General features: G+C 64.1%; 21 protein-coding genes. 11 read left to right on the top strand and 10 right to left on the bottom strand.

Annotated elements, in window-relative coordinates:
- Positions 1-15 precede the first annotated feature (15 nt).
- Positions 16-486, bottom strand: coding sequence for a DNA polymerase III subunit chi (locus HV753_RS20375; RefSeq protein WP_175176410.1), 471 nt, complete (start codon positions 484-486; stop codon positions 16-18).
- Positions 487-508: 22 nt separating this feature from the next.
- On the bottom strand, positions 509-2,020 hold the full coding sequence (locus HV753_RS20370) for a leucyl aminopeptidase (RefSeq protein WP_175176409.1): 1,512 nt from the start codon (positions 2,018-2,020) through the stop codon (positions 509-511).
- Positions 2,021-2,077: 57 nt separating this feature from the next.
- Between HV753_RS20370 and lptF the strand changes: the two genes are divergently transcribed.
- Positions 2,078-3,193 (top strand): LPS export ABC transporter permease LptF, encoded by a 1,116-nt coding sequence (lptF, locus tag HV753_RS20365; protein WP_175176408.1) that lies wholly within the window; start codon positions 2,078-2,080, stop codon positions 3,191-3,193.
- Between the two features lie 45 nt (positions 3,194-3,238).
- Here lptF and HV753_RS20360 read toward each other — a convergent pair whose 3' ends face one another.
- Positions 3,239-4,159, bottom strand: a complete 921-nt coding sequence (locus HV753_RS20360) for a LysR family transcriptional regulator (RefSeq protein WP_175176407.1) — start codon at positions 4,157-4,159, stop codon at positions 3,239-3,241.
- A gap of 204 nt (positions 4,160-4,363) precedes the next feature.
- On the opposite strand from HV753_RS20360, the gene HV753_RS20355 reads away from it, so the two are divergent.
- The 4 genes from HV753_RS20355 (at position 4,364) to HV753_RS20340 (ending at position 8,793) form a co-directional block, all read left to right on the top strand.
- Positions 4,364-5,581 carry an ABC transporter substrate-binding protein gene (locus tag HV753_RS20355; protein WP_175176406.1) on the top strand — a complete coding sequence of 406 codons (1,218 nt, stop codon included), beginning with the start codon at positions 4,364-4,366 and terminating at the stop codon, positions 5,579-5,581.
- 96 nt (positions 5,582-5,677) lie between these two features.
- Complete coding sequence (locus tag HV753_RS20350) at positions 5,678-7,171, top strand: CoA-acylating methylmalonate-semialdehyde dehydrogenase (RefSeq protein ID WP_175176405.1); 1,494 nt, start codon at positions 5,678-5,680, stop codon at positions 7,169-7,171.
- A gap of 95 nt (positions 7,172-7,266) precedes the next feature.
- On the top strand, positions 7,267-8,211 hold the full coding sequence (locus HV753_RS20345; protein ID WP_175176404.1) for a CysB family HTH-type transcriptional regulator: 945 nt from the start codon (positions 7,267-7,269) through the stop codon (positions 8,209-8,211).
- Between the two features lie 258 nt (positions 8,212-8,469).
- Positions 8,470-8,793, top strand: coding sequence for a DUF2325 domain-containing protein (locus HV753_RS20340; RefSeq protein ID WP_035212827.1), 324 nt, complete (start codon positions 8,470-8,472; stop codon positions 8,791-8,793).
- 168 nt (positions 8,794-8,961) lie between these two features.
- On the opposite strand, the gene HV753_RS20335 is transcribed toward HV753_RS20340, so the two are convergent.
- Positions 8,962-9,621: a C40 family peptidase gene (locus HV753_RS20335; protein WP_175176403.1), complete on the bottom strand. Its 660-nt coding sequence runs from the start codon at positions 9,619-9,621 to the stop codon at positions 8,962-8,964.
- A 287-nt stretch (positions 9,622-9,908) separates the two neighbouring features.
- Between HV753_RS20335 and HV753_RS20330 the strand changes: the two genes are divergently transcribed.
- From HV753_RS20330 to ltaE, 6 genes are all read left to right on the top strand, one after another.
- On the top strand, positions 9,909-11,798 hold the full coding sequence (locus tag HV753_RS20330) for a propionate--CoA ligase (RefSeq protein WP_175176402.1): 1,890 nt from the start codon (positions 9,909-9,911) through the stop codon (positions 11,796-11,798).
- Complete coding sequence (locus HV753_RS20325) at positions 11,795-12,202, top strand: heme-binding protein (protein ID WP_006218075.1); 408 nt, start codon at positions 11,795-11,797, stop codon at positions 12,200-12,202. The genes HV753_RS20330 and HV753_RS20325 overlap by 4 nt, the downstream gene beginning before the upstream one ends.
- Positions 12,199-13,542, top strand: a complete 1,344-nt coding sequence (locus HV753_RS20320) for an MFS transporter (protein WP_425485909.1) — start codon at positions 12,199-12,201, stop codon at positions 13,540-13,542. Before HV753_RS20325 ends, HV753_RS20320 begins: the two co-directional genes overlap by 4 nt.
- A gap of 331 nt (positions 13,543-13,873) precedes the next feature.
- Positions 13,874-15,853 carry an acetate--CoA ligase gene (gene acs, locus HV753_RS20315; RefSeq protein WP_175176400.1) on the top strand — a complete coding sequence of 660 codons (1,980 nt, stop codon included), beginning with the start codon at positions 13,874-13,876 and terminating at the stop codon, positions 15,851-15,853.
- A gap of 127 nt (positions 15,854-15,980) precedes the next feature.
- A complete protein-coding gene (locus HV753_RS20310; protein ID WP_175176399.1) occupies positions 15,981-16,868 on the top strand; it encodes a DMT family transporter in 888 nt (295 codons plus the stop codon).
- Between the two features lie 39 nt (positions 16,869-16,907).
- Positions 16,908-17,918 carry a low-specificity L-threonine aldolase gene (ltaE, locus tag HV753_RS20305; RefSeq protein ID WP_175176398.1) on the top strand — a complete coding sequence of 337 codons (1,011 nt, stop codon included), beginning with the start codon at positions 16,908-16,910 and terminating at the stop codon, positions 17,916-17,918.
- A 15-nt stretch (positions 17,919-17,933) separates the two neighbouring features.
- On the opposite strand, the gene aptA is transcribed toward ltaE, so the two are convergent.
- From aptA to HV753_RS20275, 6 genes are all read right to left on the bottom strand, one after another.
- Positions 17,934-19,259: an omega-aminotransferase AptA gene (gene aptA / locus HV753_RS20300; RefSeq protein ID WP_175176397.1), complete on the bottom strand. Its 1,326-nt coding sequence runs from the start codon at positions 19,257-19,259 to the stop codon at positions 17,934-17,936.
- Between the two features lie 105 nt (positions 19,260-19,364).
- Positions 19,365-20,243 (bottom strand): GntR family transcriptional regulator, encoded by an 879-nt coding sequence (locus tag HV753_RS20295; protein ID WP_175176396.1) that lies wholly within the window; start codon positions 20,241-20,243, stop codon positions 19,365-19,367.
- Between the two features lie 109 nt (positions 20,244-20,352).
- On the bottom strand, positions 20,353-20,697 hold the full coding sequence (locus tag HV753_RS20290) for an antibiotic biosynthesis monooxygenase family protein (protein ID WP_175176395.1): 345 nt from the start codon (positions 20,695-20,697) through the stop codon (positions 20,353-20,355).
- On the bottom strand, positions 20,694-21,797 hold the full coding sequence (locus tag HV753_RS20285) for a cytochrome P450 (RefSeq protein WP_175176394.1): 1,104 nt from the start codon (positions 21,795-21,797) through the stop codon (positions 20,694-20,696). The genes HV753_RS20290 and HV753_RS20285 overlap by 4 nt, the downstream gene beginning before the upstream one ends.
- An 82-nt stretch (positions 21,798-21,879) precedes the next feature.
- A complete protein-coding gene (locus HV753_RS20280; protein ID WP_175176393.1) occupies positions 21,880-22,731 on the bottom strand; it encodes an NAD-dependent epimerase/dehydratase family protein in 852 nt (283 codons plus the stop codon).
- Positions 22,732-22,795: 64 nt separating this feature from the next.
- A complete protein-coding gene (locus HV753_RS20275; protein WP_175176392.1) occupies positions 22,796-24,442 on the bottom strand; it encodes an electron transfer flavoprotein-ubiquinone oxidoreductase in 1,647 nt (548 codons plus the stop codon).
- Positions 24,443-24,515 lie beyond the last annotated feature (73 nt).

Genomic DNA, 24,515 nt, shown 5'->3' with positions numbered 1-24,515 from the left:
GGGCAGGTAGGGCGGTCAGTCGCCGGTCGGCTGGCGGCTAAGGTCATGGCTTTGCGGCGTATGGCCGGCGTTCTGGTAGACACGCCAGCGTTGGCGCGCGGCCTGCTTGTCGTCCGGGTCATCCGACACGATTTCAAGCAGGCGCTCGAAGGTGTCGAAGCCCGGCGGGCAGTCATTGTCCAGATTCAGCAGCCACAGCGGGGACGGATCGCTACCGTCCTTCGCTTGGGCCGCCTGCGCGGCTTGTTGCGGGTCTCCCGCCGTCAGCACCACCGGGGTCTCGGACGCCAGCGGGTCATTGGCCAGCACATGCGGCACGAACGACGTGTCGTCGAACGCCCACAGCATGCGGTCAAATGCGTTCAGGCGCGAACCGTCTTTACAGTACACCACCAGCCGTTGGCCGGCCAGGAAACGCTTGCGCACGACCTGGCAGGCCATGCGCAAGCGGTCAGGCGCACCGAAGGCGAAGTCGATGCGTGTCATGCCCGGTTCCGTCGCAAGCAGTTCAAACCTGATCCAGCAGGTATTGCATCAGCAGGGGCACGGGACGGCCGGTAGCCCCCTTGTCCTTGCCGCCGCGCCAGGCGGTGCCGGCGATGTCCAGGTGGGCCCAGCGGTACGCCTTCGTGAAGCGCGACAGGAAGCATGCCGCCGTGACCGCGCCGGCCGGGGGGCCGCCGATGTTGGCCAAATCGGCGAAGTTGGACTTCAGCTGATCCTGGTAGGCGTCGTCCATCGGCATGCGCCATGCGGTGTCCAGCGACTGGCGGCCGGCGGCGGCCAGCGCGTCGGCCAGGGCATCGTCCTTGGAGAACAGGCCGCTGTTGACGTTGCCCAGCGCCACGACGCAAGCGCCGGTCAGCGTGGCGATGTCGATGACGGCGGACGGCTTGAAGCGTTCGGCGTAGGTCAGGGCGTCGCACAGGACCAGGCGGCCTTCGGCGTCGGTGTTCAGGATCTCGATGGTCAGGCCGGCCATGCTGGTGACGACGTCACCCGGCTTGTTGGCCGTGCCGCTGGGCAGGTTCTCGCAAGCCGGGATCAGGCCCACGACGTCCAGCGGCAGTTCCAGTTCGGCCAGGGCGCGGAACGAACCCAGCACGCTGGCGGCGCCGCACATGTCGTACTTCATTTCGTCCATGGTGGCGGCGGGCTTGAGCGAGATGCCGCCGGCGTCGAACGTGATGCCCTTGCCGACCAGCACGATCGGGCCCTGGGCGGACTTGGCGCCCTTCTTGGCGGTGGCCTTGGCACCGGCGTGACGCAGCACGATGAAGCGCAGCGCCTCGGCGGAGCCGCGCGCGACTGACAGGAACGAACCCATGCCCAGGGCTTCGACCTGCTTCCTGTCCAGCACTTCCACTTTCAGCGACTTGAATTCGCGGGCCAGGCGCTTGGCGGTGTCGCCCAGGTAGGTGGGGGTGCAGATGTTGCCGGGCAGGTTGCCCAGGGTGCGGGTCAGATCCATGCCGTTGGCGATGGCGCCGCCTTCGCGCAAGCCCTTCTGGGCCTGGGCGGCATCGGCGCGCTCGACGATCTGGGTGATCTTCTTGAGCTTGGGGCGGGCGTCGCGGTCGGGTTTGCCGAAGCTGGCGTCGTAGTGATAGGTCGCGTTGCCGGCTGCGATGGCGGCGCTGCGGGCGCGGGCGATGACGGCCACGTCCGTGATGGGGTTGGCGACCAGCGTGGAAACGCCTTCGGCCAGTTGGGCGGCAACGCAGACCGAGGCGAATGCCTGTTCGGCGGAAGCGTGGGCGCGCGCCGAATATTCTTCCTGCTTGCCCAGGCCCACCAACACCACCCGCTGTGCGGTCACGCCAGGCAGCGCGCGCAAAGTCAGGGTGGAACCGGCGCGTCCGCGGAACTCGGACTTGACCACCACGCGCACGGCGCCGTTGGAGGCGCGGTCGATGATGTCGGCGGCGGGGCTCAACACGCCGTCCGTGTACACCCCGACAGCCAAGGCGGCGGTTTTAACCTGGTGCAGGGAAGCAGTGGTCTGTGTGCTAAATTCCATGAGGGTTTCCCGTGTGCGTCTGTGTATGATGCGGTCGATTATCCCGCATATTCTCCCATGTCTCTATTTAAACGCTCTGTCGTCAGCGAGATCACCAGTCACGCTGGCGTTGTCTTTTCCACGTTGCTCGTCGTGTGGCTCAGCGTGCTTCTTGTGCGCCTGCTCGGTGAAGCTGCGGGCGGCAACATCGGAGCCGACGTCGTCCTGGTGCTGGCCGCGCTGTCGACCATCACCGCGCTGCCGACCATTCTTGCCGTTTCCGTGTTCATCGCGGTGCTGACGACCGTTACGCGCAATTACCGTGAATCCGAAATGGTGGTCTGGTTTGCCAGCGGCCTGTCGCTGGCCGATTGGTTCAAGCCCGTGCTGCGCGTGGCCATTCCCGTGGCTTTGTCGGTGGCAGGGCTGACGCTGGTGGCCGCGCCCTGGGCGTACCGCCAGATCGGCGAATACCACGAACGTTTCGAGCAGCGCTCTGATTTGTCCAAGGTCACTGCGGGGCAGTTCGCGGAATCGTCCGGTGGCAACCGGGTGTTCTTTTCGGAAGACCCCGTCAAGCCCACCGACGAACTGGGCAACGTGTTCGCGCGTGAAATCGGGCCTGAATGGCTGAGCGTGCTGACCGCAAGCAGCGCGCATAGCGAAACGCTGCCCAATGGGGACCGCTTCCTGGTGCTGGGCGAGGGCCATCGCTATGACCTGAAACCGGGTACGCCCGAAATCCGGCTGGTCCATTTTGACAAGTACGGATTGCGGCTGGAAAGCAAGGCCGGCGTCGATCCTGTCGGTGAAGCGCGGGCAGCGGCCGAGCGCTCGGCCAAGGCGCGCACCACCATGCAACTGGTGGCAGACAATACCGACAGCAGCTGGTCGCAAGTGATGTGGCGCGTGTCGTTGCCTCTGGCGGCGCTGAACCTGGCACTGCTGGCCATTCCATTGGGCGCCGTGAACCCCCGCCTGGGCCGTTCAGGGGATCTATTGATCGCCGGTCTGGTCGGGTTGCTCTACATGAACCTGATCAACCTGTCGCGCGCCTGGATTTCCAACGGCAAACTCAGCTTTGGCGTCGGGGTATGGGCCATTCACGGCGTCGTGGCTTTGCTGACCGTGTTCTTGCTGATGCGCCGTCTGCGGGTGAAGGCGCCCAAGAACGCCGGGCCGGCACAGGCATAGAGCATTTTGCCAAGGGGGCTGCGCGCCCTCCTTGGCATCCGCCCGTCAGGGTAGATATTTCATCGTGCCGCGTTTGCCGGCCAGCAGGTCGGCATTCCTCAGTACCGACTTGCGGATGAATTCCCACAGAACCGTCACGCGCTTCAGCTTGCGCAGGTCTTCGTGGCAATACATCCAGAACGAGCGCGTGATCTCCACCTCGTTCTCCAGCACCGGCTTCAACCGTGGATCCTGAGCGGCGATGAAGCAGGGCAGGATTGCCAGCGATTGGCCCTGCAAGGCGGCGTGGTACTGCGCGACCACGCTGGTGCTGCGCAGCACCACCTTGCTGGCCGGCAGCAGGTCTTCCAGGTAGCGCAGGCGCTCACTGAACAATAATTCGTCGACATAGCCGATGAAGGTGTGGTCCGCCAGGTCCGCGCGCGTCGCAATTGGCGCATGGCGGGCCAGGTAGCCGGGCGTGCCGTACAGGCGCAAGGTGTAGTCGCACAGCTTGCTGCATACGTAGGGGCCGCGCTGGGGGCGTTCGATGGTGATGGCCAGGTCGGCCTCGCGCTTGGACAGGCTGACAAAGCGCGGCACCGGCAGGATGTCCAGCGTGATGTGCGGGTAGCGGCGCTGGAAGTCGGCGGCCAAGGGGGTCAGCACATAGCTGCCAAAGCCCTCGGTGGCGCCGATCCTCAGGTGGCCCGACAGCGCCTGGCCGATGCCTGACAGGTTCTCGCGGGCGCTGTGCACCGTGCTTTCCATCTGCTCGGCGTGGACAAACAGCTTCTGGCCGTCGTCGGTCAATACGAAGCCCGCGCTGCGCGACTTGTCGAACAGCAGCGTACCCAGCTCGGCTTCCAATGCGCGAACGCGGCGTGACACGGTGGTGTGTTCCACGCCAAGCTTGCGCGCGGCCGCGCTGACCCGCTGGGTGCGGGCCACCTCCAGAAAATACCGCAGGCTGTCCCAATCAAGCACGTTCCCGCTCCCCAGATGCCCGGCGCACAAGGCGGCGCAGGGCCAAATTTTGATTGTGCATGAATGCACAAGGAATGTGCATTTCTAGTGTTGCTTGTTGATTTTCACACATCTACACTGGGTCGGCAGGCCTTGGGGCATTGCCCTGGGAGTCGCAGGCCGCAAAGACGGCGCCATAACGCATAAAACTCAGGAGACAAATCCATGAAATTGCACGCACGCGGGCTGGCCGCAGGCTTATGTCTGGGCGCATTGCTGGTAAGCCAGGCGCAAGCGGCGGATAAGCCGCCCGTGAAAATCGGCATTCTGACGGACATGTCCGGCACCTACGCCGGCATGGGGGGCGCGGGTTCGGTGGCGGCGGCGCAATTGGCCATCGACGACTGCCTGGCGGCCGAATGCAAGGGCATGAAGATTGAACTGGTGTCCGCCGACAATCAGAACAAGGCGGATGTGGGCGCTGCGAAAGCCCGTGAGTGGTTTGATCGCGACGGCGTGACCGCTATCGCCGACCTGACGAATTCCGCCGTGGCGCTTGCCGTGCAGGGCATCGCACGCGAGAAGAACAAGGTCGTGATGTTCTCCGGCCCGGCCACGACGGCGCTGACCAACAAGGAATGCTCGCCCGTCGGTTTCCACTGGATGTTCGACACCTATTCGCAATCCGCGGGCGGCGCCAAGGCCACGGTGCGGGCGGGCGGCAAGTCCTGGTACTTCATCACCGTGGATTACGCCTTTGGCCATTCGCTGGAAGCCGACACCGTCAAGGCGGTGAAGGCATTGGGCGGCACGGTGGTGGGCAGTGTGCGCCATCCCTTGAACGCGCCCGATTTCGCGTCCTACCTGCTGCAAGCACAAAGCTCCAAGGCCCAGGTCGTGGCGCTGGCCAACGGCGGGCAGGATACGGTCAATGCGGTCAAGCAGGCGCGCGAATTCGGCATCGTGGCGGGCGGCCAGCGCTTGGTGTCGCTGTTGATCTTCCTGTCGGACCTGCGAGCGCTGGGTCTGGAAAGCGCGCAAGGCCTGTCCTACGTGGACGGTTTTTATTGGGATTACGATGATGCCTCGCGCCAGTGGTCCTCGCGCTTCGAGAAGGCCTTCCGCGGCCTGAAGCCGACGATGACGCAGGCGGGCGTGTATTCCAGCGTGCTGCATTACCTGCGTTCGGCAGCGGCGGCCGGCAGCACCGACGGCAAAGTGGTGGCCGACAAGATGCGTGAACTGCCCATCAAGGATCCGATCATGCGCAATGCCTCGATCCGCCCCGATGGCCGCGTGATTCACGACATGTACCTGTACGAAGTGAAGAAGCCTGCGGATTCCAAGGGCGGTTGGGACTATTCCAAACTGGTGGCCACCATCCCGGCCGCGGAAGCGTTCCAGCCCCTGGCCGATTCGAGCTGCCCGCTGGTGAAGAAATAGCCCGACGCGCCGGCCGGACCTCTGTCCGGTGGCGCGCGGCAAGCATCATGAACGCGGATTCCATCCGCATCGACTACGCAGTGTGAGGAGCATCAAATGAGTGAAGTCCCCCGCGTTCCGCTATTGATCGGCGGCAAGCTTGTGCAGTCCAAAACCACCGAATGGCGAGACGTGATCAACCCCGCCACTCAGGAGGTCGTGGCCAAGGTGCCTTTCGCAACGCGCGAAGAGCTGGACCTGGCCGTCTCCAACGCCAAGGAAGCTTTCAAGACCTGGCGCAATAGCGGGCAGGGCGCGCGGATGCGCGTCATGCTGAAGTTCCAGGAACTGCTGCGCGCCAATAGCGGCAAGCTGGCCGAGATGATCACGCGCGAACACGGCAAGACGCTGCCGGACGCCGAAGGCGAGATCGGGCGCGGCTTGGAAGTCGTCGAGCACGCTTGCTCGATCGCCAACCTGCAATTGGGTGAATACGCCGAGAATGCCGCCTCCGGCATCGACGTCTACACGCTGATCCAGCCGCTGGGCGTGTGCGCGGGCATCACCGCGTTCAACTTCCCGGTGATGCTGCCGTGCTTCATGTTCCCGATCGCCGTGGCCTGCGGCAACAGCTTCGTGCTGAAACCGTCCGAGCAAGATCCGACCGCATCGCTGTACCTGGCCCAACTGGCGCTGGAAGCGGGTTTGCCGCCGGGCGTGCTGAACGTGGTGCACGGCGGCCCGGATACCGCCAACGGCCTGTGCGAACACCCCGATATCAAGGCGGTGTCGTTCATCGGTTCGACCCGCGTGGGCACCGAGATCTACAACCGCGCGTCGGCGGCGGGCAAGCGTTGCCAGTCGATGATGGGCGCCAAGAACCACTGCGTGATCCTGCCGGACGCCGATCCGGAAGTCGCGCTGAACCAACTGGTTGGCGCCGCTTTCGGCGCGGCTGGCCAGCGCTGCATGGCCTCGTCCGTGGCGGTGCTGGTGGGCGAAGCCCGCAACTGGCTGCCCGACTTCGTTGAGCGTTCCAAGAAGCTGAAGGTCAATTCCGGCACCGACCGCGAGGCGGATCTGGGCCCGCTGGTGTCGCCGAACGCCAAGAAGCGCGTGGAAAGCCTGATCCAGAAGGGTGTGGACGAAGGCGCCAAGCTGTTGCTGGACGGCCGTAATGTGAAGGTGTCGGGCTTTGAGCAGGGCAACTTCGTGGGCCCGACGATTTTCGACGGCGTGAACGAAGACATGACCATCTACACCGAAGAAATCTTCGGGCCGGTCCTGTGCTGCGTTGGCGTGGAAACGCTGGAAGACGCGGTGGCCTTCATCAACCGCAATCCGAACGGCAACGGCGTGGCCTTGTTCACCCAGGACGGCGGCGCGGCGCGCTACTTCCAGAACAATATCGACGTCGGCCAAGTGGGCATCAACGTGCCGATTCCCGTGCCGGTGGCATGGTTCAGTTTCACGGGCTCGCGCGGTTCCAAGCTGGGTGACCTGGGCCCCAACGGCAAGCAGGCGGTTCAGTTCTGGACGCAGACCAAGACGGTCACGGCCCGCTGGTCCGCGCATGCCAAGACCGTGAACACCACGATCTCGATGCGCTGAAAGGGGGACGTCTTGCTCCTAAGCTTATATAAATAAGTCATATAACAAGGCGTCCTTATTACTTATAATTGGTCCCTCTAACAGGGGCCAATTATATGAACCTCCAGCAATTTCGTTTTGTGCGTGAAACCATCCGGCGCGACTTCAACCTGACCGAAGCCGCCCGGATGCTCTATACCTCGCAGCCTGGAGTGTCCAAGGCCATCATCGAATTTGAAGATGAGCTGGGCATCAAGATCTTTGAACGCCACGGCAAGCGCATCAAGGGCCTGACCAAACCCGGCCTGGCGGTGTCGCAAGTGATCGATCGCATCATGCGCGAAGTCGACAACCTGAAAAAAGTCAGCGATGAGTTCGCGCGTCGGGACGAAGGCGGTCTGGTGATTGCCTGCACCCACACGCAGGCACGCTACCTGTTGCCGCGCGTGATTCCTGCGTTCCGCAAACAATTCCCCAAGGTACACCTGTCGCTCGCCGAAGGCAGCCCGGCCCAGTTGGCGGAAATGGTGCTGCACGAACAGGCCGATCTGGCGCTGGCGACGGAATCCCTGGCCCTGACGCCAGGCCTGGCCACGTTGCCGGTGTACGCCTGGGAGCACACCGTCGTCGTGCGGCCCGACCATCCCCTGGCGGAACTGACCTCCAGCGCCGCCAAGCGGCTGTCGTTGGCGCAATTAGCGGAATTTCCGATCGTGACCTATGACCGTGCGTTCACGGGCCGCAGCACGATCGATGAAGTGTTCGCCAACCAGGGCATCCACCCCGACATCGTGCTGGAAGCCATCGATGCGGACGTGATCAAGACCTACGTGGACGTGGGCCTGGGCATCGGCATCATCGCCGGGGTGGCCTATGACCCGCGCCGCGACTCCAATCTGGTGGGATTGCCGGTCGGCCATCTGTTCGGCACGCATACGACGCGCGTGGGCGTGAAGTCGGGCGTGTTCCTGCGCGACTACGTCTACACGTTCCTGGAAATGCTGGCGCCATCGCTGACCCGCGCGGTCGTGTCCGAAGCGGTGCAGGGCGCTCCGAAGTAGCCCGGCCAGACGAATTTCGTCCGAATCCGTTGGGATGAAAAAGCGCGGCGCCTGAGAAGGCGCCGCGCTTTTTCATTGGGGCTTTCCCCTGGGGCGACAGGCTGGAAAGGCCCGAGTTCCCTGGCTGATAGCAAATCTCACTATCCCTTTTGATAAGCTCATAAAAATAATTAAATAAGAACCGATCTCATTTAAGTTGACTAAAAAATAGGAATCATTATCATTACATCCAGGCTCAACGACCCAGTGAGGTTCGACATGACGGCAGGACTAAGTGCAGTGGTAGTGGGTGCCGATCGTCTCGGCAATATTCCTGATCTGCTTAAAGGTCACAACATCTCGATTACGCACCACATCAGTGGCCGTGATCCTTCGCATCAAAAAAAGACGCTTCAACTTCCCTCGGGCACGCAGCTGGTTATCTTGCTGACCGACTTCCTGGGCCACAACGTGATGAAGACTTTCCGTAATGCCGCGCAGCGCGGTGGCATCCGGGTCGTGGCTTGTCGCCGTTCGGTGTGCAGCATGCAGCAAGCCTTGCAGCAATGCGGCCTGTGCCCGCGCGCTGGCACCGTGCACTGATATTTGCCGCTTGCCGGCTGGATCACAAACTGGGGAGGCCGAAACGGCCTGCGGCCCCTAGAGGCTGCGAAGAGCAATGAAAAACGCCGTCAGACTGAAGTCTGACGGCGTTTTGCTTTTTTTGGCGGGGCGCCTGGCTAGCGCAGGCAAGGCTGCCAGGGCGAAAGATCAGTTTGCGGCGCGGGCGGAAGCCATCAGGCTGTTGTCCAGGCGGCGGGCGCCGTTATAGCGCTTGGTCCAGTACGCCATGGTCATGCTTTCAACGCGCACGACGCCGCCGGCGCTGGGCGAGTGCACGAAGCGGTCGTCGCCCAGGTAGATGCCTACGTGCGAATAGCGGCGGCCCATCGTGTTGAAGAAGACCAGATCGCCGGCCTTGAGTTCGTTCTTGGCGACGGAGACGCCTTGCTGGGCCATCTCGGCGGCGTTGCGGGGCAGCTTCAGGCCCAGCGAACGTTCGGCCGAATAAGTGACCAGGCCGCTGCAATCAAATCCGGTATCGGGGGAACTGCCGCCGAAGCGGTAGCGGATACCCAGGTAGTTCAGGGCTTCGCTGACCATGGCGTTGTCGCTGCTGACGCCTGTGTGGGTCTGCTGGCGTTCGCGCTTGAATTTATGCACCACCAGCATGCCGATGGGATCATCGGAGGTGGCTACCCATTCCATTTCGTACGGATCAATCTCGGACGAATGGGCAGTTGACTTCTGGCCAGTGCCAGCACAACCTGCCAAACCCGCTACGCAAGCCAATAGCGCGAACGTACGCAGACCCCGGTACGCTTGGCCAGTGGATGAATTGAATCGCGCGAGTATGGAGTGTCGATGCATTCGCCTGGGATGACTTGCCGGATGACAGCAAAAACCACGGGATTAGCCGTGGATCGAGCCGAGATGTCAGCAAAATCAACATTTATCTACAACTTCGCGGGGATTCTACCAAAACTTTTAAGACCGGTCTGTGACAGATCGGCTATTTATCCATGAGGCTTGGATATTTGGCAGAACTTTTTTGACTTGCGGCAAGCCTCGTGCAAGGTTTGCCTACCAGAATGACTAAATGATTCGCAAAGAAATCAATCAGCCAAAAGGCGTATGAACAATACCAGGAGACACAAATGCAAAAAACCCGGGATTTCCATTACAGATCATTGCATGACCGTGATGCGTTCTGGCGCGAGGAGGCCAGCCGCATTCATTGGGAAACCCCTTTCGATTCTGTCCTGGATTTTTCACGTCCGCCATTCGCCAAGTGGTTCGTAGGCGGCAAGACCAATCTTTGCTACAACGCGGTTGATCGCTGGCTGCCCACCCAGGCTGACAAGCCTGCCTTGATCTGGGTGTCCACCGAGGTCGAGCGCGAACAGGTCTACACCCGCCAGGACGTCTATGAAGAGGTCAACGCCGCGGCCGCCATGCTGAAAGAGTTGGGCGTGGGGCGCGGCGACCGGGTGCTGCTGTACATGCCGATGGTGCCGGAGGCGGTATTCACGATGCTGGCCTGCGCCCGGATCGGCGCGGTGCATTCCGTGGTGTTCGGCGGCTTTGCGTCGGTCAATCTGGCCCAGCGGATCGATGATGCGGCGCCGAAAGTGGTGGTATGCACCGACGGCGGGTCGCGTGGCGGCAAGGTCGTGCCCTACAAGCCGTTGCTGGACCGGGCGCTGGGGTTGGCGAAGACGCCGCCGGCCTCTGTAGTGGTGTTCGACCGCGGCCTGGCGCCCTTCGAGCCGGTGGCCGGGCGCGACCTGGACTACGCGACCCTGCGCGCGCGCCACAACGGGGCACGGGTGCCGGTGCAATGGCTGGAATCGTCCGAGCCCAGCTACATCCTTTATACGTCCGGCACGACCGGCAAGCCCAAGGGCGTGCAGCGCGATACCGGCGGCTATGCCGTGGCGCTGGCCTCGTCGATGGAATACCTGTTCAACGGGCGGGCGGGGGACACCTTTTTCTGCACCAGCGATATCGGCTGGGTGGTCGGGCATTCCTACATCATCTACGGCCCCTTGATCGGGGGGCAGGCGACGGTGCTTTACGAGGGCACGCCCGTGCGCCCGGACGGCGCCATTCTCTGGAAGCTGGTCGAGCAGTTCGGCGTCAATACGCTGTTTTCGGCGCCGACGGCGGTGCGCGTTCTGAAGCGGCAGGATCCGGCGCTGCTCAAGCGGCATGACCTGTCCAGCCTGCGGGCCGTCTATCTGGCGGGTGAACCGTTGGACGAGCCAACCGCGCATTGGATTTCGGACGGTCTGGGCAAGCCCATCATCGACAACTATTGGCAGACCGAGTCCGGCTGGCCCATTCTGTCGGCCCAGCCGGGCGTGGAGCGCGTGCCTACCCGTTTCGGCAGCCCGTCCTTCCCGGTCTATGGGTTTGACGCGCGCATCGTCAGCGAATCCACCGGCGAAGACCTGGGGCCGGACGAGAAAGGCGTGGTGGGCATCGTGCCGCCATTGCCGCCGGGCGCGATGTCCACCATCTGGGGCGACGATGCGCGTTTCGTGCAGACCTACTTCACGTCCATTCCCGGACGGCAGGTGTATTCGACCTTTGATTGGGGGCGGGTGGACGCCGACGGCTATTGGTTCATCCTGGGCCGCACCGACGACGTGATCAACGTGGCGGGCCACCGCCTGGGCACGCGAGAGATCGAGGAATCGGTCAACAGCCACAACGGCATCGCGGAATGCGCGGTGGTGGGCGTGGCCGATGCGCTCAAGGGGCAGGTCGCCATGGCGTTCGCGGTTTTGAAGGATCCTGCCAGCGCCGAGACCCAGGAAGGGGCAAAGCTGCTGGAAGCGGATATCATGCGGCTAGTGGAAGATCAGCTGGGAGCGGTGGCAAGACCCGCCCGGATCCGGTTTGTGGGCGCATTGCCCAAGACCCGATCCGGCAAGGTGTTGCGCCGGGCGATCGTCGCGGTATGCGAAGGACGCGATCCCGGAGACCTGACAACCATTGAAGACCCAACCGCCCTGGAACAGATAAAGGAGTCGTTGCAATGAATACCAAACCCGTGCTGAGCGCCGAAGACGTCAAGAAGATCCTCGCCGCGGCCGAAGCACACGCCGTGCAGAACAAATGGGCCGTGACCATTTCGGTGGTCGATGACGGTGGCCATCTGTTGGGCATGCTGCGTTTGGACGACGCAGCTCCCATCTCGGCGCACATCGCGCCCGCCAAGGCCAAGACGGCCGCGCTGGGCCGTCGTGAATCGCGCATCTACGAAGAGATGATCAACAACGGCCGCGTGTCCTTCCTGTCGGCGCCGCTGATCGAAGGCATGCTGGAAGGCGGCGTGCCGGTCACGGTCAACGGCCACGTGGTGGGCGCGGTTGGCGTGTCGGGCGTGAAGTCGACCGAAGACGTGCTGATCGCACAAGCAGGCATCGCCGCGCTGGGCCTGTGAGTCAGCCGCAACCGCCGGGGCCGTCCATGGACGGTTCCACGCCGGACGCCGGGGCAGGGGGCACCAGTCCCCTGAATCCCGGCGTGGCCAAACGCGAAGTCTGGGCCTGGGCCATGTACGACTTCGCGAATTCCGGCTACACCACCGTGATTCTCACGGCGGTGTTCAGCACCTATTTTGTCGGCGTGGTTGGCGGGCGTGCCCCGTGGGCCACGCTGGCCTGGACCGCGGCGCTGTCGCTGTCCTATCTGCTCATCATGTTGACGATGCCCACACTGGGGGCTCGCGCCGATGCCAACGGCAGCAAGCGCCGCTTGCTCTACACCAGCACGGTCGGTTGCGTGGCCGCCACCCTGGTGTTGACACAAGCCGGGCCGGGCGACGTCTGGCTGGCGCTGGCCGCCATCGTCGTGTCCAACTATTGCTATTGCGTGGGCGAGTCCGTGGTGGCCGCGTTCCTGCCGGAACTGGCCAAGCCCGTGGCGCTGGGGCGCGTGTCGGGTTGGGGCTGGAGCTTCGGCTATTGCGGCGGCATGCTGACGCTGGGCTTGTCGCTGTTGGTCGTGACGCAGGCCGAAGGGCGCGGCATGACGGCTGAACATTTTGTGCCTTGGGTGATTGTCGTCACCTGCGCGGTGTTTGCGCTGGCGGCGTTGCCGTCCTTCTTCATGCTGAAAGAACGCACGAAGCCGCAGGCAAGCAAGCCGCAAGCGTTGCACATGCTCAAGCGCCTGGCCTACGCCTGGCGCGAGACCGGCCAGCATTTTCCCGAGTTTCGCCGGCTGCTGATGTGCATCGCGTGCTATCAGGCGGGCATTTCGGTCGTGATCACGCTGGCGGCGGTGTATGCGTCCGAGGTCATGGGCTTCACCACGCCGCAGATCATGCTGCTGGTGTTCACGGTGAACATCGGCGCGGCGCTGGGCGCGTTTTCGTTCGGCTATGTGCAGGACCGCATCGGCCACAAGCCTGCGTTGGCGATTACGTTGTGCGGCTGGATCGTGATGGTGCTGGTGGCCTATGCGGCAACAACGGCGCCGGTGTTCTGGGTGGCCGCCACGTTGGCCGGCCTGTGCATGGGCACCACGCAAAGCGCGGGCCGCGCGATGACGGGGGCGTTGGCGCCCGCCGGCCGCCTGGCCGAGTTCTTCTCCCTGTGGACCTTCGCCGTGCAACTGGCCGCGGTGATCGGCCCGCTGACCTACGGCCTGGTGACGTGGGGCACGCACGGCGACCATCGCCTGGCGATCCTGGTGACGGGTTTGTTCTTCGTGGGCGGCCTGATCCTGTTGTCGCGCGTGGACATGAAGCGCGGCCTGGCTCGCCGTCCCGCGCTCTGATCTTCCGCAATGCCGCGAGCTGCCGCGGCAGCGTTCGGGCTGCTATCCTTATGAACTGCCTTCGGGGCATCGCGCGGCATGTGCGATGCCCCAAGCTGATTGCTTTGCACTGCTATGCAGGTGCGTTGTTTGCTTGTTCGTGTCGCTAGGGTCGACGCTCATCCGGCGTTTCCCGTCCTTGGCCGGCGCTGTCAGGTCTCTGCGTTCACGTGCGTATGCGGGCTCCGGCCCGCATTTTGCGTAAGGTGCCCGTAAGAGCGCGGCGATACGGTGGCGGGTGGGCAATAAAAAAGCAGCACTAACAACAGAATCACCGATTGGAGACAAGATCATGTCGAATGCTATTGAGTCCGTACTGGTAGAAACCCGCGTCTTTCCGCCGCCCGAGCGCGCGTCGCAGGGCGCGGCGATTCCCAGCATGGACGCTTACAACGCGCTGTGCGCTCAGGTCGAAAAGGATTTCGACGGATTCTGGGCTGGGCAGGCGCGTGACAACCTGAAGTGGACCAAGCCGTTCACGCAGGTGCTGGATGAATCCGACGCTCCGTTCTACCGCTGGTTCGGCGATGGCGAGCTGAACGTGTCGGCCAACTGCCTGGACGTGCACCTGACCAATGGCAATGCCGACAAGACCGCCATCATCTTTGAAGGTGACGATGGCACGGTGAACACGGTCAGCTACCGCGAACTGCTCGCGCGCGTGTGCCGTTTTGCCAATGGCTTGACCGCGCTGGGCTACAAGAAGGGCGAGCGCGCCATCATCTACATGCCGATGTCGATCGAAGCCGTGGTGGCCATGCAGGCCTGCGCGCGCCTGGGCGTGACGCACTCGGTGGTGTTTGGCGGCTTTTCGGCCAAGAGCCTGCAAGAACGCATCGTGGACGTGGGCGCGACGCTGGTCATCACCGCCGACGAGCAGGTGCGCGGCGGCAAGACCATTCCGCTGAAGCCCGCCGTGGACGACGCCATCGCGATGGGCGGCTGCGAAGCCATTTCCAAGGTCATCGTGTACCGCCGCACGGGCGGCAAGGTGCAATGGAAAGACGGGCGCGACCTGTGGATGCATGACGTCGAGGCGGGCCAGCCCGACACCTGCGAGCCGGTGCCGGTCAACGCCGAGCATCCGCTCTTCATTCTCTATACGTCTGGTTCGACCGGCAAGCCCAAGGGCGTGCAGCATTCATCGGCGGGCTATCTGCTGTGGGCGCTGCTGACCGTGAAGTGGACGTTCGACGCCCGCAAGGACGACGTCTACTGGTGCACGGCCGATGTGGGCTGGGTCACCGGCCACACCTACATCACCTACGGCCCGCTGGCGGCCGGCTTGACCCAGGTCGTGTTTGAAGGCGTGCCGACCTACCCGAACGCTGGCCGTTTCTGGGACATGATCGCGCGCCACAAGGTCACGACGTTCTACACGGCGCCCACCGCCATCCGTTCGCTGATCAAGGCGGCCGAGGCGACGCCCGAGGCGCATCCCAAGCATTACGATCTGGACAGCCTGCGCATCATCGGCACGGTCGGTGAACCGATCAACCCTGAAGCCTGGATCTGGTATCACAAGAACATCGGCCGTGAACGCTGCCCGATCGTGGATACCTGGTGGCAGACTGAAACCGGGGGCCACATGATCACCCCGCTGCCGGGCGCCACGCCGACCAAGCCGGGTTCGTGCACGCTGCCGCTGCCGGGCATCGCCGCCGCCATCGTCGACGAGACGGGGGGCGACGTCGAAAAGGGCAATGGTGGCTTCCTGGTCATCAAGCGTCCGTGGCCCGCGATGATCCGCAACATCTGGGGCGACCCGGAACGCTTCAAGAAGAGCTACTTCCCGTCGGAACTGCGTGGCTACTACCTGGCGGGCGACGGCGCGCAACGCGATGCCGACGGCTATTTCTGGATCATGGGCCGCATCGACGACGTGCTGAACGTGTCGGGCCACCGCCTGGGCACGATGGAAGTCGAATCGGCGCTGGTGGCGCACGAACTGGTGGCGGAAGCCGCCGTGGTGGGCCGCCCGGACGACACGACGGGTGAAGCCGTGGTGGCGTTCGTGGTGCTGAAACAGGCGCGTCCGGAAGGGGAGCAGGCGCTGGCCATCGCCAAGCAACTGCGCGACTGGGTGGCCAAGGAAATCGGCCCCATTGCCAAGCCCAAGGACATCCGGTTTGGCGACAACCTGCCCAAGACCCGTTCGGGCAAGATCATGCGCCGCTTGCTGCGCGTGGTGGCCAAGGGCGAGGAAGTGACGCAGGACGTGTCCACGTTGGAAAATCCGGCCATCCTGGAACAACTGTCCAAACCTCTGTAACCGTTCCGGCCGTGACGGGCCGGAGACTTGCAGCGTGACGGGAGCATAATGTCAGGCGCCCGCACCGGTAATTGCCGGTGCGGGCGTCTTTCCTTTTTCTGAACCCTCACAAAACGGAGCCATGGAAGTGAGCCGCAGCAGTTTCGATCGCGCAGGGCTAGCCCTGATGTTCAGCACCATCGTGGTCTGGGCAGGTAGTTGGATAGCGATGAAACTGATCGTGCCCTACATTGGTCCGTTTGACTTCGTGGCGCTGCGCTATGTGACGGGTGCCCTGGTGTTGTTCGCGCTGGCCATCATCACGCGGCGGCCGCTGGCCATGCCGCCATGGAAATTGACCTTGCTGATCGGGCTGACGCAGACCGCCGGATTCCAGGGCTTCGTGCAGACGGCGCTGGTGTCGGGCGGCGTGGGCAAGGTGTCGTTGATGGCCTACACCATGCCGTTCTGGGTCGTGCTGTTCGCGTGGTGGCTGCTGGGCGAGCGCCCGTCCATCCGGCACGGACTGGGCATCGGCCTGGCGGCGATCGGGCTGGTCTGTTTCGTGGAGCCCTGGAATGGCCTGGGCGATATCCGCCCCGTGCTGCTGGGGCTGGGCAGTGGCCTGTGCTGGGGCGTGGGCACGGTGTTGTCCAAGCGCATGTTTGAACGCCATGCCCCTGACGTGATGACGTTCACGGCCTGGCAGATGCTGTTTGGCGGATTGGTCATGGTGCCCGTGGCCTTTCTGGTGCCGCAGATGACGGCGCAGTGGGACTGGCCGCTCTGGACGGGCATGACCTACATCGTCTTGATTGCCACGGCGGCAGGCTGGCTGCTTTGGCTACAGGTGGTGCGCCGTGTGCCGGCATCGATCGCTGGCCTGTCCAGCCTGGGCGTGCCGGTGGTTGCCATGCTGTTGGCCTGGGTGATCCTGTCAGAACGCCCGTCGTTGGGCGAACTGGGCGGCATGGTCTTGATCCTGGCCGGCATCTTCGTCGTCAGCCGCGCGGCGCCCACGGCGCGCGCCTCGTGATTCCGCATCCGATTTTCATTTTCCATACAAGGACTTCCCATGATCGATCTGCGTAGCGACACTGTCACACGGCCGTCGGCGGCCATGTTGCAGGCGATGGTTTCCGCCCCGTTGGGCGACGATGTGATGGGAGACGATCCGACCGTGATCCAGTTGCAGGCGGCCTTGGCCGAGCGCGCGGGCAAGGCGGCAGGCCTGTTCTTTCCGTCCGGCACGCAAAGCAATCTGGCCGCGTTGATGGCGCATTGCGATCGGGGTGACGAATATCTGGTGGGGCAACTGGCCCACACCTACAAGTACGAAGGGGGTGGCGCGGCGGTGTTGGGCAGTATCCAGCCGCAACCCATCGAGCACGCGGAAGACGGTTCGTTGCCGCTGGAAAAGCTGGCCGCGGCGCTGAAACCCCTGGGCGATCCGCACTTTGCCCGCACCCGTCTATTGGCGCTGGAGAACACGTTCCACGGCAAGCTGATCCCGGCCAATTACATACAGGCCGCGACGTCGTGGGCGCGTGAGCATGGCCTGGGTACACACCTGGACGGCGCGCGCGTGTTCAATGCGGCGGTGGCCAGCGGCAAGCCCTTGGCGGATATGTGCCAGCCGTTCGATTCCGTGTCCGTGTGCTTCTCGAAGGGGCTGGGTGCGCCGGTGGGGTCCGTGCTGGTGGGCAGCCAGGAATTGATTGCCCGCGCGCGCCGTTGGCGCAAGATGTTGGGCGGTGGCTTGCGGCAGTCGGGCGTGCTGGCGGCGGCTTGCCTGTATGCGTTGGAGCACAACGTCGAACGCCTGGCGGATGACCATGAAAACGCCCGCGCGCTGGCCGAGGGGCTGCGCGGCATTGCGGGCGTGAAGGTCTTGAGCCAGGACACCAATATGCTGTTCGTGGAATTCGAGCCCTCGCGTTGCGACGCGCTGACGGCCGCGCTGGCCCAGGAAGATATCCAGATGCGCGCGGTCTACGAAGGCCCCACGCGCCTGGTGACGCACCTGGACGTGTCTGCCGATGACGTGCGGCGTGTTGTCCAGGCCGTGGCACGCCATCTGGCCTGAGTCGCGCCGATCGGGTCAGGCGCTGGCGCGCAAGACGTCCGCCAGCACCGTGAACAGCTCATCAATCTGGGCACGCTCGATGACGAGTGGGGGCGACAGCAGCATCGTGTCGCCCGCCGATCGGATCAGACATCCACGCTCCAGGCAGGCGTTGTGCACGGCATAGGCGCGCTGACCAGGTTGTCCATCCAGGGGCGCCAGTTCAATCGCGGCCAGCAGGCCGATATTGCGGATGTCGACCACATGCGGCAAACCTTTCAGGCTGTGCGCCGCGTCTTCCCAGTAGCGTGACAGTTCCTGGCTGCGTTGGAACAGGCCTTCGCGGCGGCAGATATCCAGCATCGCCAAGCCGGCGGCGCACGCGACCGGATGGCCTGAATACGTGTAGCCGTGCGAGAACTCGATGGCGTTTTCGGGCCCCTGCATGAAGGCGTCGTACACGTGCTGCTGCACCAGCGTTGCACCCATCGGGATGGCGCCGTTGGTCAATCCCTTGGCGCTGGTGATGATGTCTGGCTTGACGCCGAAGTAGGACGACGCGAATGCGCCGTCAATACGCCCGAAGGCGCAGATCACCTCATCGAAAATCAGCAAGATGCCATGCGCGTCGCAGATCTCGCGCAGGCGTTGGAGATAGCCCCTGGGCGGCACGATCACACCGGTGGAACCGGCCACCGGTTCGACGATGACGGCGGCGATGGTGGAGGCGTCGTGCAGTGCCACGATGCGTTCCAGCGTGTCGGCCAGATGGGCTCCCCAATCCGGCTGACCGCGCGTGTAGGCCATCTGCTGGCGGTCATAGGTGTGCGGCAGGTGGTCCACATATGGCAGCAGATTGCCGAAGGGCTTGCGGTGGCCGCCGATGCCCGACACCGACAAACCGCCGAACCCCACGCCGTGATACGAGCGTTCGCGCCCGATCAAGCGTACGCGCTGGCCCTGGCCGCGCGCCCGGTGGTAGCCCAGCGCGATCTTCAGCGCGGTGTCGACGGCTTCCGAGCCGGAGTTCGAGAAAAACACATTGGAAAAGCCGGCAGGCGCTTCCGCGCATAGGGCATCGGCCAGCTCGAAGGCCAGTGGGTGGCTCATTTGGAACGATGGCGCGTAGTCCAGTTCATAAGCCGTGCGGGCGATGGCATCCACGATTTCCGGCCGGCGGTGGCCTGCATTCACACACCACAGCCCGGCGATGCCGTCCAGCACGCGGCGGCCGTCGGGGCGGATGTAGTGCATGCCCTCGGCGGCGGTGAACAAGACCGGGTCGCGCTTGACGCGCCGGTTGGCGGTAAAGGGCATCCAATAGGCTTCGGGATGGACGGCGGGGGTGGGCGATGACGGCATGAGCGATCCTGCTTCGAGTGAGTTCAGGTTCGCTTATTTTGTATTAAACAAATAAAAAATACAATTCGGTGGGAGCTCCAGCCGGGAGAGTAGACAACCGCAGGGTCAGGAGGCGTGCAGCGACGTGGTGAGGTGGTGGCGCATGAGCTGGGCTGCCCGTTCCTGGTCGCCCGCTTCCAACGCTTCGATGATTCGCAGATGCTCGCTGCTGGAGTTGACGAAGCGCGCATCGCGATAGAACGCGGCGTGTTCTTCCAGCCGTCGTAGCTGATTCTGTTGTTGCACCGCCTGCAAGATGTAGCGATTGCCCGAGAAACGGGCCAGCAATTCATGAAACGAAGCGTTCAGGCCGAAAAACTCGGTGGCCGAGATGTCGGCGTCATCGCGTTGGATCAGCGCTTCGTGGGCAGCGCGCATGCGTGCCAGCGCCGGCTTGTCCACCCGGAACGACGGTTCCAGCAACCCGGCGCATTCGATGGCCATGCGGAAACGGTAGCTTTCGCCGAGCGCTTCGGCATTCTCAAGCGAAGGGGCGAATTGCCAGCCATGGCCCTTGCGCTTTTCGATCAGGCCGTCGGCGGACAACTGCAAGAGCGTCTTGGCCAGCACGCTGCGCGGTGCGTCATAGCGTAGGCGCAGGTCACGTTCCGTGAAGGTGTCGGGCAGGCTACGCTGCGCGCGATCGTCAATCAAGCGGCGGTAGAGCTCGTTCTGGGTAGGGCTGGCGCCTTCGATCGCAGGGGCCGTGGCGGCATTGTCCGCAACGGTGTATCCGCTGTTGGGGCGATGCGTGATCAGGCCCTTGGCGGCCAGCAGGCGCAGCGCGCCGCGCACCGGCGTGCGCGATACCTCGTAAGCCGCCGCCAGGGCTTCTTCCGACAGGTGATCGCCTGGGCGGTGCCGCCGTGCCACGATGTCTTCAGCGATATGGCGTGCCAGATCGACTTGCAGTGGGGTGGGGCGAGCTGGGGCGGCGGTGGTCATGGCGCGTTGGCATGGCGGAAAAGGCGGCGTAGAGGGAATGGTACCGGAGAGCCGCCGGCTGTTGCGCGATGTGTCCCATTGGCGCTTCGTGAGCGCCCACCGCCAACCATCAGCCGTGTCGGTTGCGGCTATCGGCGGGTGCCTCGTCGCGTTCTGTCATGCCATAGTCGCGCAGCACCTGGGCGACCCGCAGGCGATAGTTCTGGAATACGCCGCCACGCCCGGCTTCTTGCGCGCGGCGGTGCGATTCCAGCGACCTCCAGTGCTTGACCGCGTCTTCATCGCGCCAGAACGACAGTGACAGCAACTTGCCCGGCGTGCTCAGGCTCTGGAAGCGCTCGACGGAAATGAATCCATCAATGGCCTTGAGCTCGTCGATCAGGCCGGCGGCAATATGCAGATAGGGATCGGGGTTGCCGTTGGCAGGCTCGACTTCAAATATCACGGCGATCATCGCGTGTGCTCCTTGGGAAATGCAAACAGCGGCACGCGCGCATTGGGCAGCGGCCGGTAACGGAAATCAGAGGCCAGGGCGGCAGGCGAGATACCGGCTTGCAGCAGGTGCGACAGCGCGTCGGCGGCATGGTCGCGCGCCAGGTCTTGGCCAGGGCAGGCGTGACCCAGCGCACCAAATGTCCAGCCGGCATCGGGTTGGACCGTGGCGGCGGCGGCCAGCACCAGCAACACGGTCTGGCCGGCCTCGATCCGTTGCCCGGCAATCGTGATGGCGTCGGCCAGGAATCGCCGCGTGTTGTGCAGCGGTGGGTCGTGACGGATCACATGGTCAATGACGGCTCTTGTCGCGGCTCGGGGGGCGTCCTTGCGCAAGCCATGCCGGCCGGCATGCACCAGCGCATTGCCCAGCAATCCGGCGCCGGCTTCGCAGGACTGAAACAACAGGCCCGCCAGGTTCGCCGCGATCAGGGCGACGGGGATATCGGCGCGCGCGCCGTCCTGGCGCAGCCTGCACAACGCGGGAGCGGCGTCTTCCGCAAGCAGCAGGCATTCCAGGCAGTCTTGAAGCGCCTGGGCCGCGGCATGGCCGGCGGCGATCTGGTCCGCGTTCGCGGTGGCGGGCAAGGCGGACAGGAACGCGGCAATGTGCATCGCGCAATCGGCTTGCACGACCGGGGCCAATCCCAGAAAGGCCGCTTGCGCATGCACGGGCGCGGCGGTCAGGTAGCCGTCCACGGCGGCGGCATCCAGGGTCGGCAACCCGGGCCACTGCGGGGTACAGGGCTGCGTGCCCTGCTCGCGAATGAATGCGGCCAGCAGCGTCTTGATCCGCGTGTGCAGGCCGCTATCGTTCATGCGCACGAAACGGCCGAACAGCGCGCCTGCCGGGCCAGGGAACAGGCCTGGCGGCACGGGTTCAGACGGCGGGCGGACACGGGCGGCCGGGTGGCGCATGACGGCCTGGATCGTGTCCGGATGGCTGGCGACCCAAAGGCCCAGCGCGTCGTCTCGATACAGCGGCGTCTCGCGCGCCAGCGCGGCGTAATAGGGATAAGGGTCGGCGTGGGTGACCGCAAGCAGGGGATGGACGGGAAGCATGGCGTCGCGGGCAGTGGATCTGGCTGACAGTATCCATCGCCCGCGCACACAACGATTCGGCGTTGGGCGAACTATGCCTGCGTCAAACCGGAGGAACGTCGGCGTCGGCCAGCAGCGCGGCGTAGCCCGGCCGCGAATCCGGCCATTGCAGTGTGAACCCGCTGGCCCGCAGCCGGGCATTGCTGAGTTTCTTGCTGCCGACGTTCGCGGGGGCGGGCGCCGTGCGCGGCGCGGGTGCACCGATCATCGCCGCCAGGTCGGCGTAGAGCGCATGCAGCGGCAATGGCGTGTCATCGCAGCCGATGTACACGGGATCGACAGCAGGCAACAGCGACAGGTGCACGACCGCGGCGGCAGCGTCATCGATATGGATGCGGTTGGCCCAATGCTCGGGTTGGATGGGGGCGCCGGCCGCGCCGCTGCGCAGCCGTTCGATCAATTGCAGCCGGCCTGGCCCATACAGGCCGGCCAAGCGCAGCGCCGTTGACGACAGGCCACGCGCAGCCAGCGCCGCCTCGGCCTCCAGCAGTACCTGGCCGTTGAATCCCTGCGGGGCGGGCGGGGTGTCTTCGTTGACCCAGCCGCCATGGTGTTCCCCATAGACGGCGCTGGAGGACACAAACACGACGCGCTTGAGCCGCGATGTGTCCAGCGCGTCCAGCACGGCCCGCAGGCCGTCGATGAATACGCCACGGTAGACCGACGCATCGCGCGCCCCGGGGGCAGGCAGGTGGATCAACCGCGTCACGCCCAAGGGCAGGGCGGGCAGGCCGCCGGGCTGGGCGATGTCGCCTTGCAGCCATTGGATGCCGCTTGCATCATCCACGGGCGGATGGCGGCGCAGCGCGTGAACCTCGTCACCACGCGCCAGGAAGCGCCGGGCAACGCGCTGGCCCAGGTCGCCGCAGCCAATGAGAAGGACGCGCTCAGTCATAAGTCACCTGAAAATGAAAAAGCGCCCCAAGGGCGCCTTGTGGCAGGAGCAAGCCCTGGCCGGATCACATGCCGCTGTACACCGGTCCTTCACCGCCTTGCGGCGCCACCCAAACGATGTTCTGAGTGGGGTCCTTGATGTCGCAGGTCTTGCAGTGCACGCAGTTTTGCGCGTTGATCTGCAAGCGGTCGTCGCCGTGGTCGTCCTTGGTGAATTCGTACACGCCGGCCGGGCAATAGCGCGTTTCCGGGCCGCCGTACTTCGCCAGGTTGACCTTCACCGGCACCGACGCATCCTTCAGCGTCAGGTGGATGGGCTCGTTTTCCTCATGGTTGGTGTTCGAGATGAACACCGAGCTGAGCTTGTCGAACGTGAGCTTGCCGTCGGGCTTGGGGTAGTCGATACGGGCGCATTCCGACGCCGGTTGCAGACAGGCGTGGTCGGGCTTGCTGTGACGCAAGGTCCACGGCATCTTGCCCTTGAGCAGCAGTTGTTCGATACCGGTCATCACCGTGGCGATGGTGCGACCCTTCTTGAACCATTGCTTGAAATTACGCGCCTTGTTCAGTTCAGCGTGCAGCCACGACGCCTCGAATGCCTTCGGATAGGCGGTGAGCTCGTCTTGGCGGCGGTCGGCCAGGAGCGCGTCGAACGCGGCTTCGGCGGCCAGCTTGCCGGACTTGATGGCGGCGTGGCTGCCCTTGATGCGGGACGCATTCAGGAAGCCGGCTTCGCAGCCGACGAGCGCGCCGCCGGGGAAGGTCAGCTTGGGCAGCGACAGCAGGCCGCCCGCCGTGATGGCGCGGGCGCCATAGGCGATGCGCTTGCCGCCTTCAAACGTGCCGCGAATGGCGGGGTGCGTCTTGTAGCGTTGGAATTCGTCGAACGGCGACAACCAGGGGTTGGCGTAGTCCAGGCCGACGATCATGCCGACGGCGACCAGGTTGTTGTCCAGGTGGTACAGGAACGAACCGCCGTAGGTGTCGGAATCCAGCGGCCATCCTGCGGTGTGGATGACCAGACCGGGCTTGGATTGCGCCGGGTCGACTTCCCACATTTCCTTGATGCCGATGCCGTAGGCTTGCGGATCGCGGCCGTCGTCGAGCTTGAAGCGTTCGATCAGTTGGCGGCCCAGCTGGCCGCGCGCGCCTTCGCCAAACACCGTGTAGCGGGCATGCAGTTCCATGCCGGGCTGGTAGTGATCGGTGTGGGAGCCGTCGCGGGCCACGCCCATGTCGCCCGTGGCCACGCCGCGCACGGCGCCATTTTCGTCGTACAACACTTCGACCGCGGCAAAACCGGGGAAGATGTCCACGCCCAGCGCTTCGGCCTGTTCGCCCATCCACTTGACCACATCGCCCAAGCGGACGATGTAGTTTCCTTCATTGTGGAAACAGGGCGGCAGCAGCCAATTCGGCGTGGCGCGCGCACCGGTCTGGGACAGGAACAGGAACTTGTCCTGGGTGACGGGCACGGTCAGCGGTGCGCCTTTTTCCTTCCAGTCGGGGATGAGCTCGGTCAGTGCCAGCGGGTCCATGACAGCACCGGACAGGATGTGTGCACCCAGTTCCGCGCCTTTCTCAAGCACGCAGACACCGATCTCCTGATTCTTTTCAGCGGCCAGCTGCTTTAGACGGATTGCGGTAGCCAGGCCAGCGGGTCCACCGCCAACCACGACCACGTCATATTCCATCGACTCGCGTTCAGACATTTGCAAAGCTCCCCGTATGTATTCCATATTTGGCTGGAAGTATTATCGGCGATTGTATTGCAGGCGGAGGCCA

This window comes from Achromobacter pestifer, from assembly GCF_902859625.1.
Classification (GTDB): domain Bacteria; phylum Pseudomonadota; class Gammaproteobacteria; order Burkholderiales; family Burkholderiaceae_B; genus Achromobacter; species Achromobacter pestifer.
This window is presented reverse-complemented; position numbering and strand designations above follow the sequence as displayed.

What these genes read in the sequence shown, in the direction of transcription:
- HV753_RS20375 (WP_175176410.1), bottom strand. Translation starts at nt 486, where the DNA reads ATGACACGCATCGACTTCGCCTTCGGTGCGCCTGACCGCTTGCGCATG.
- HV753_RS20370 (WP_175176409.1), bottom strand. Translation starts at nt 2,020, where the DNA reads ATGGAATTTAGCACACAGACCACTGCTTCCCTGCACCAGGTTAAAACC.
- lptF (WP_175176408.1), top strand. Translation starts at nt 2,078, where the DNA reads ATGTCTCTATTTAAACGCTCTGTCGTCAGCGAGATCACCAGTCACGCT.
- HV753_RS20355 (WP_175176406.1), top strand. Translation starts at nt 4,364, where the DNA reads ATGAAATTGCACGCACGCGGGCTGGCCGCAGGCTTATGTCTGGGCGCA.
- HV753_RS20350 (WP_175176405.1), top strand. Translation starts at nt 5,678, where the DNA reads ATGAGTGAAGTCCCCCGCGTTCCGCTATTGATCGGCGGCAAGCTTGTG.
- HV753_RS20345 (WP_175176404.1), top strand. Translation starts at nt 7,267, where the DNA reads ATGAACCTCCAGCAATTTCGTTTTGTGCGTGAAACCATCCGGCGCGAC.
- HV753_RS20340 (WP_035212827.1), top strand. Translation starts at nt 8,470, where the DNA reads ATGACGGCAGGACTAAGTGCAGTGGTAGTGGGTGCCGATCGTCTCGGC.
- HV753_RS20335 (WP_175176403.1), bottom strand. Translation starts at nt 9,621, where the DNA reads ATGCATCGACACTCCATACTCGCGCGATTCAATTCATCCACTGGCCAA.
- HV753_RS20330 (WP_175176402.1), top strand. Translation starts at nt 9,909, where the DNA reads ATGCAAAAAACCCGGGATTTCCATTACAGATCATTGCATGACCGTGAT.
- HV753_RS20325 (WP_006218075.1), top strand. Translation starts at nt 11,795, where the DNA reads ATGAATACCAAACCCGTGCTGAGCGCCGAAGACGTCAAGAAGATCCTC.
- acs (WP_175176400.1), top strand. Translation starts at nt 13,874, where the DNA reads ATGTCGAATGCTATTGAGTCCGTACTGGTAGAAACCCGCGTCTTTCCG.
- ltaE (WP_175176398.1), top strand. Translation starts at nt 16,908, where the DNA reads ATGATCGATCTGCGTAGCGACACTGTCACACGGCCGTCGGCGGCCATG.
- aptA (WP_175176397.1), bottom strand. Translation starts at nt 19,259, where the DNA reads ATGCCGTCATCGCCCACCCCCGCCGTCCATCCCGAAGCCTATTGGATG.
- HV753_RS20295 (WP_175176396.1), bottom strand. Translation starts at nt 20,243, where the DNA reads ATGACCACCGCCGCCCCAGCTCGCCCCACCCCACTGCAAGTCGATCTG.
- HV753_RS20290 (WP_175176395.1), bottom strand. Translation starts at nt 20,697, where the DNA reads ATGATCGCCGTGATATTTGAAGTCGAGCCTGCCAACGGCAACCCCGAT.
- HV753_RS20285 (WP_175176394.1), bottom strand. Translation starts at nt 21,797, where the DNA reads ATGCTTCCCGTCCATCCCCTGCTTGCGGTCACCCACGCCGACCCTTAT.
- HV753_RS20280 (WP_175176393.1), bottom strand. Translation starts at nt 22,731, where the DNA reads ATGACTGAGCGCGTCCTTCTCATTGGCTGCGGCGACCTGGGCCAGCGC.
- HV753_RS20275 (WP_175176392.1), bottom strand. Translation starts at nt 24,442, where the DNA reads ATGTCTGAACGCGAGTCGATGGAATATGACGTGGTCGTGGTTGGCGGT.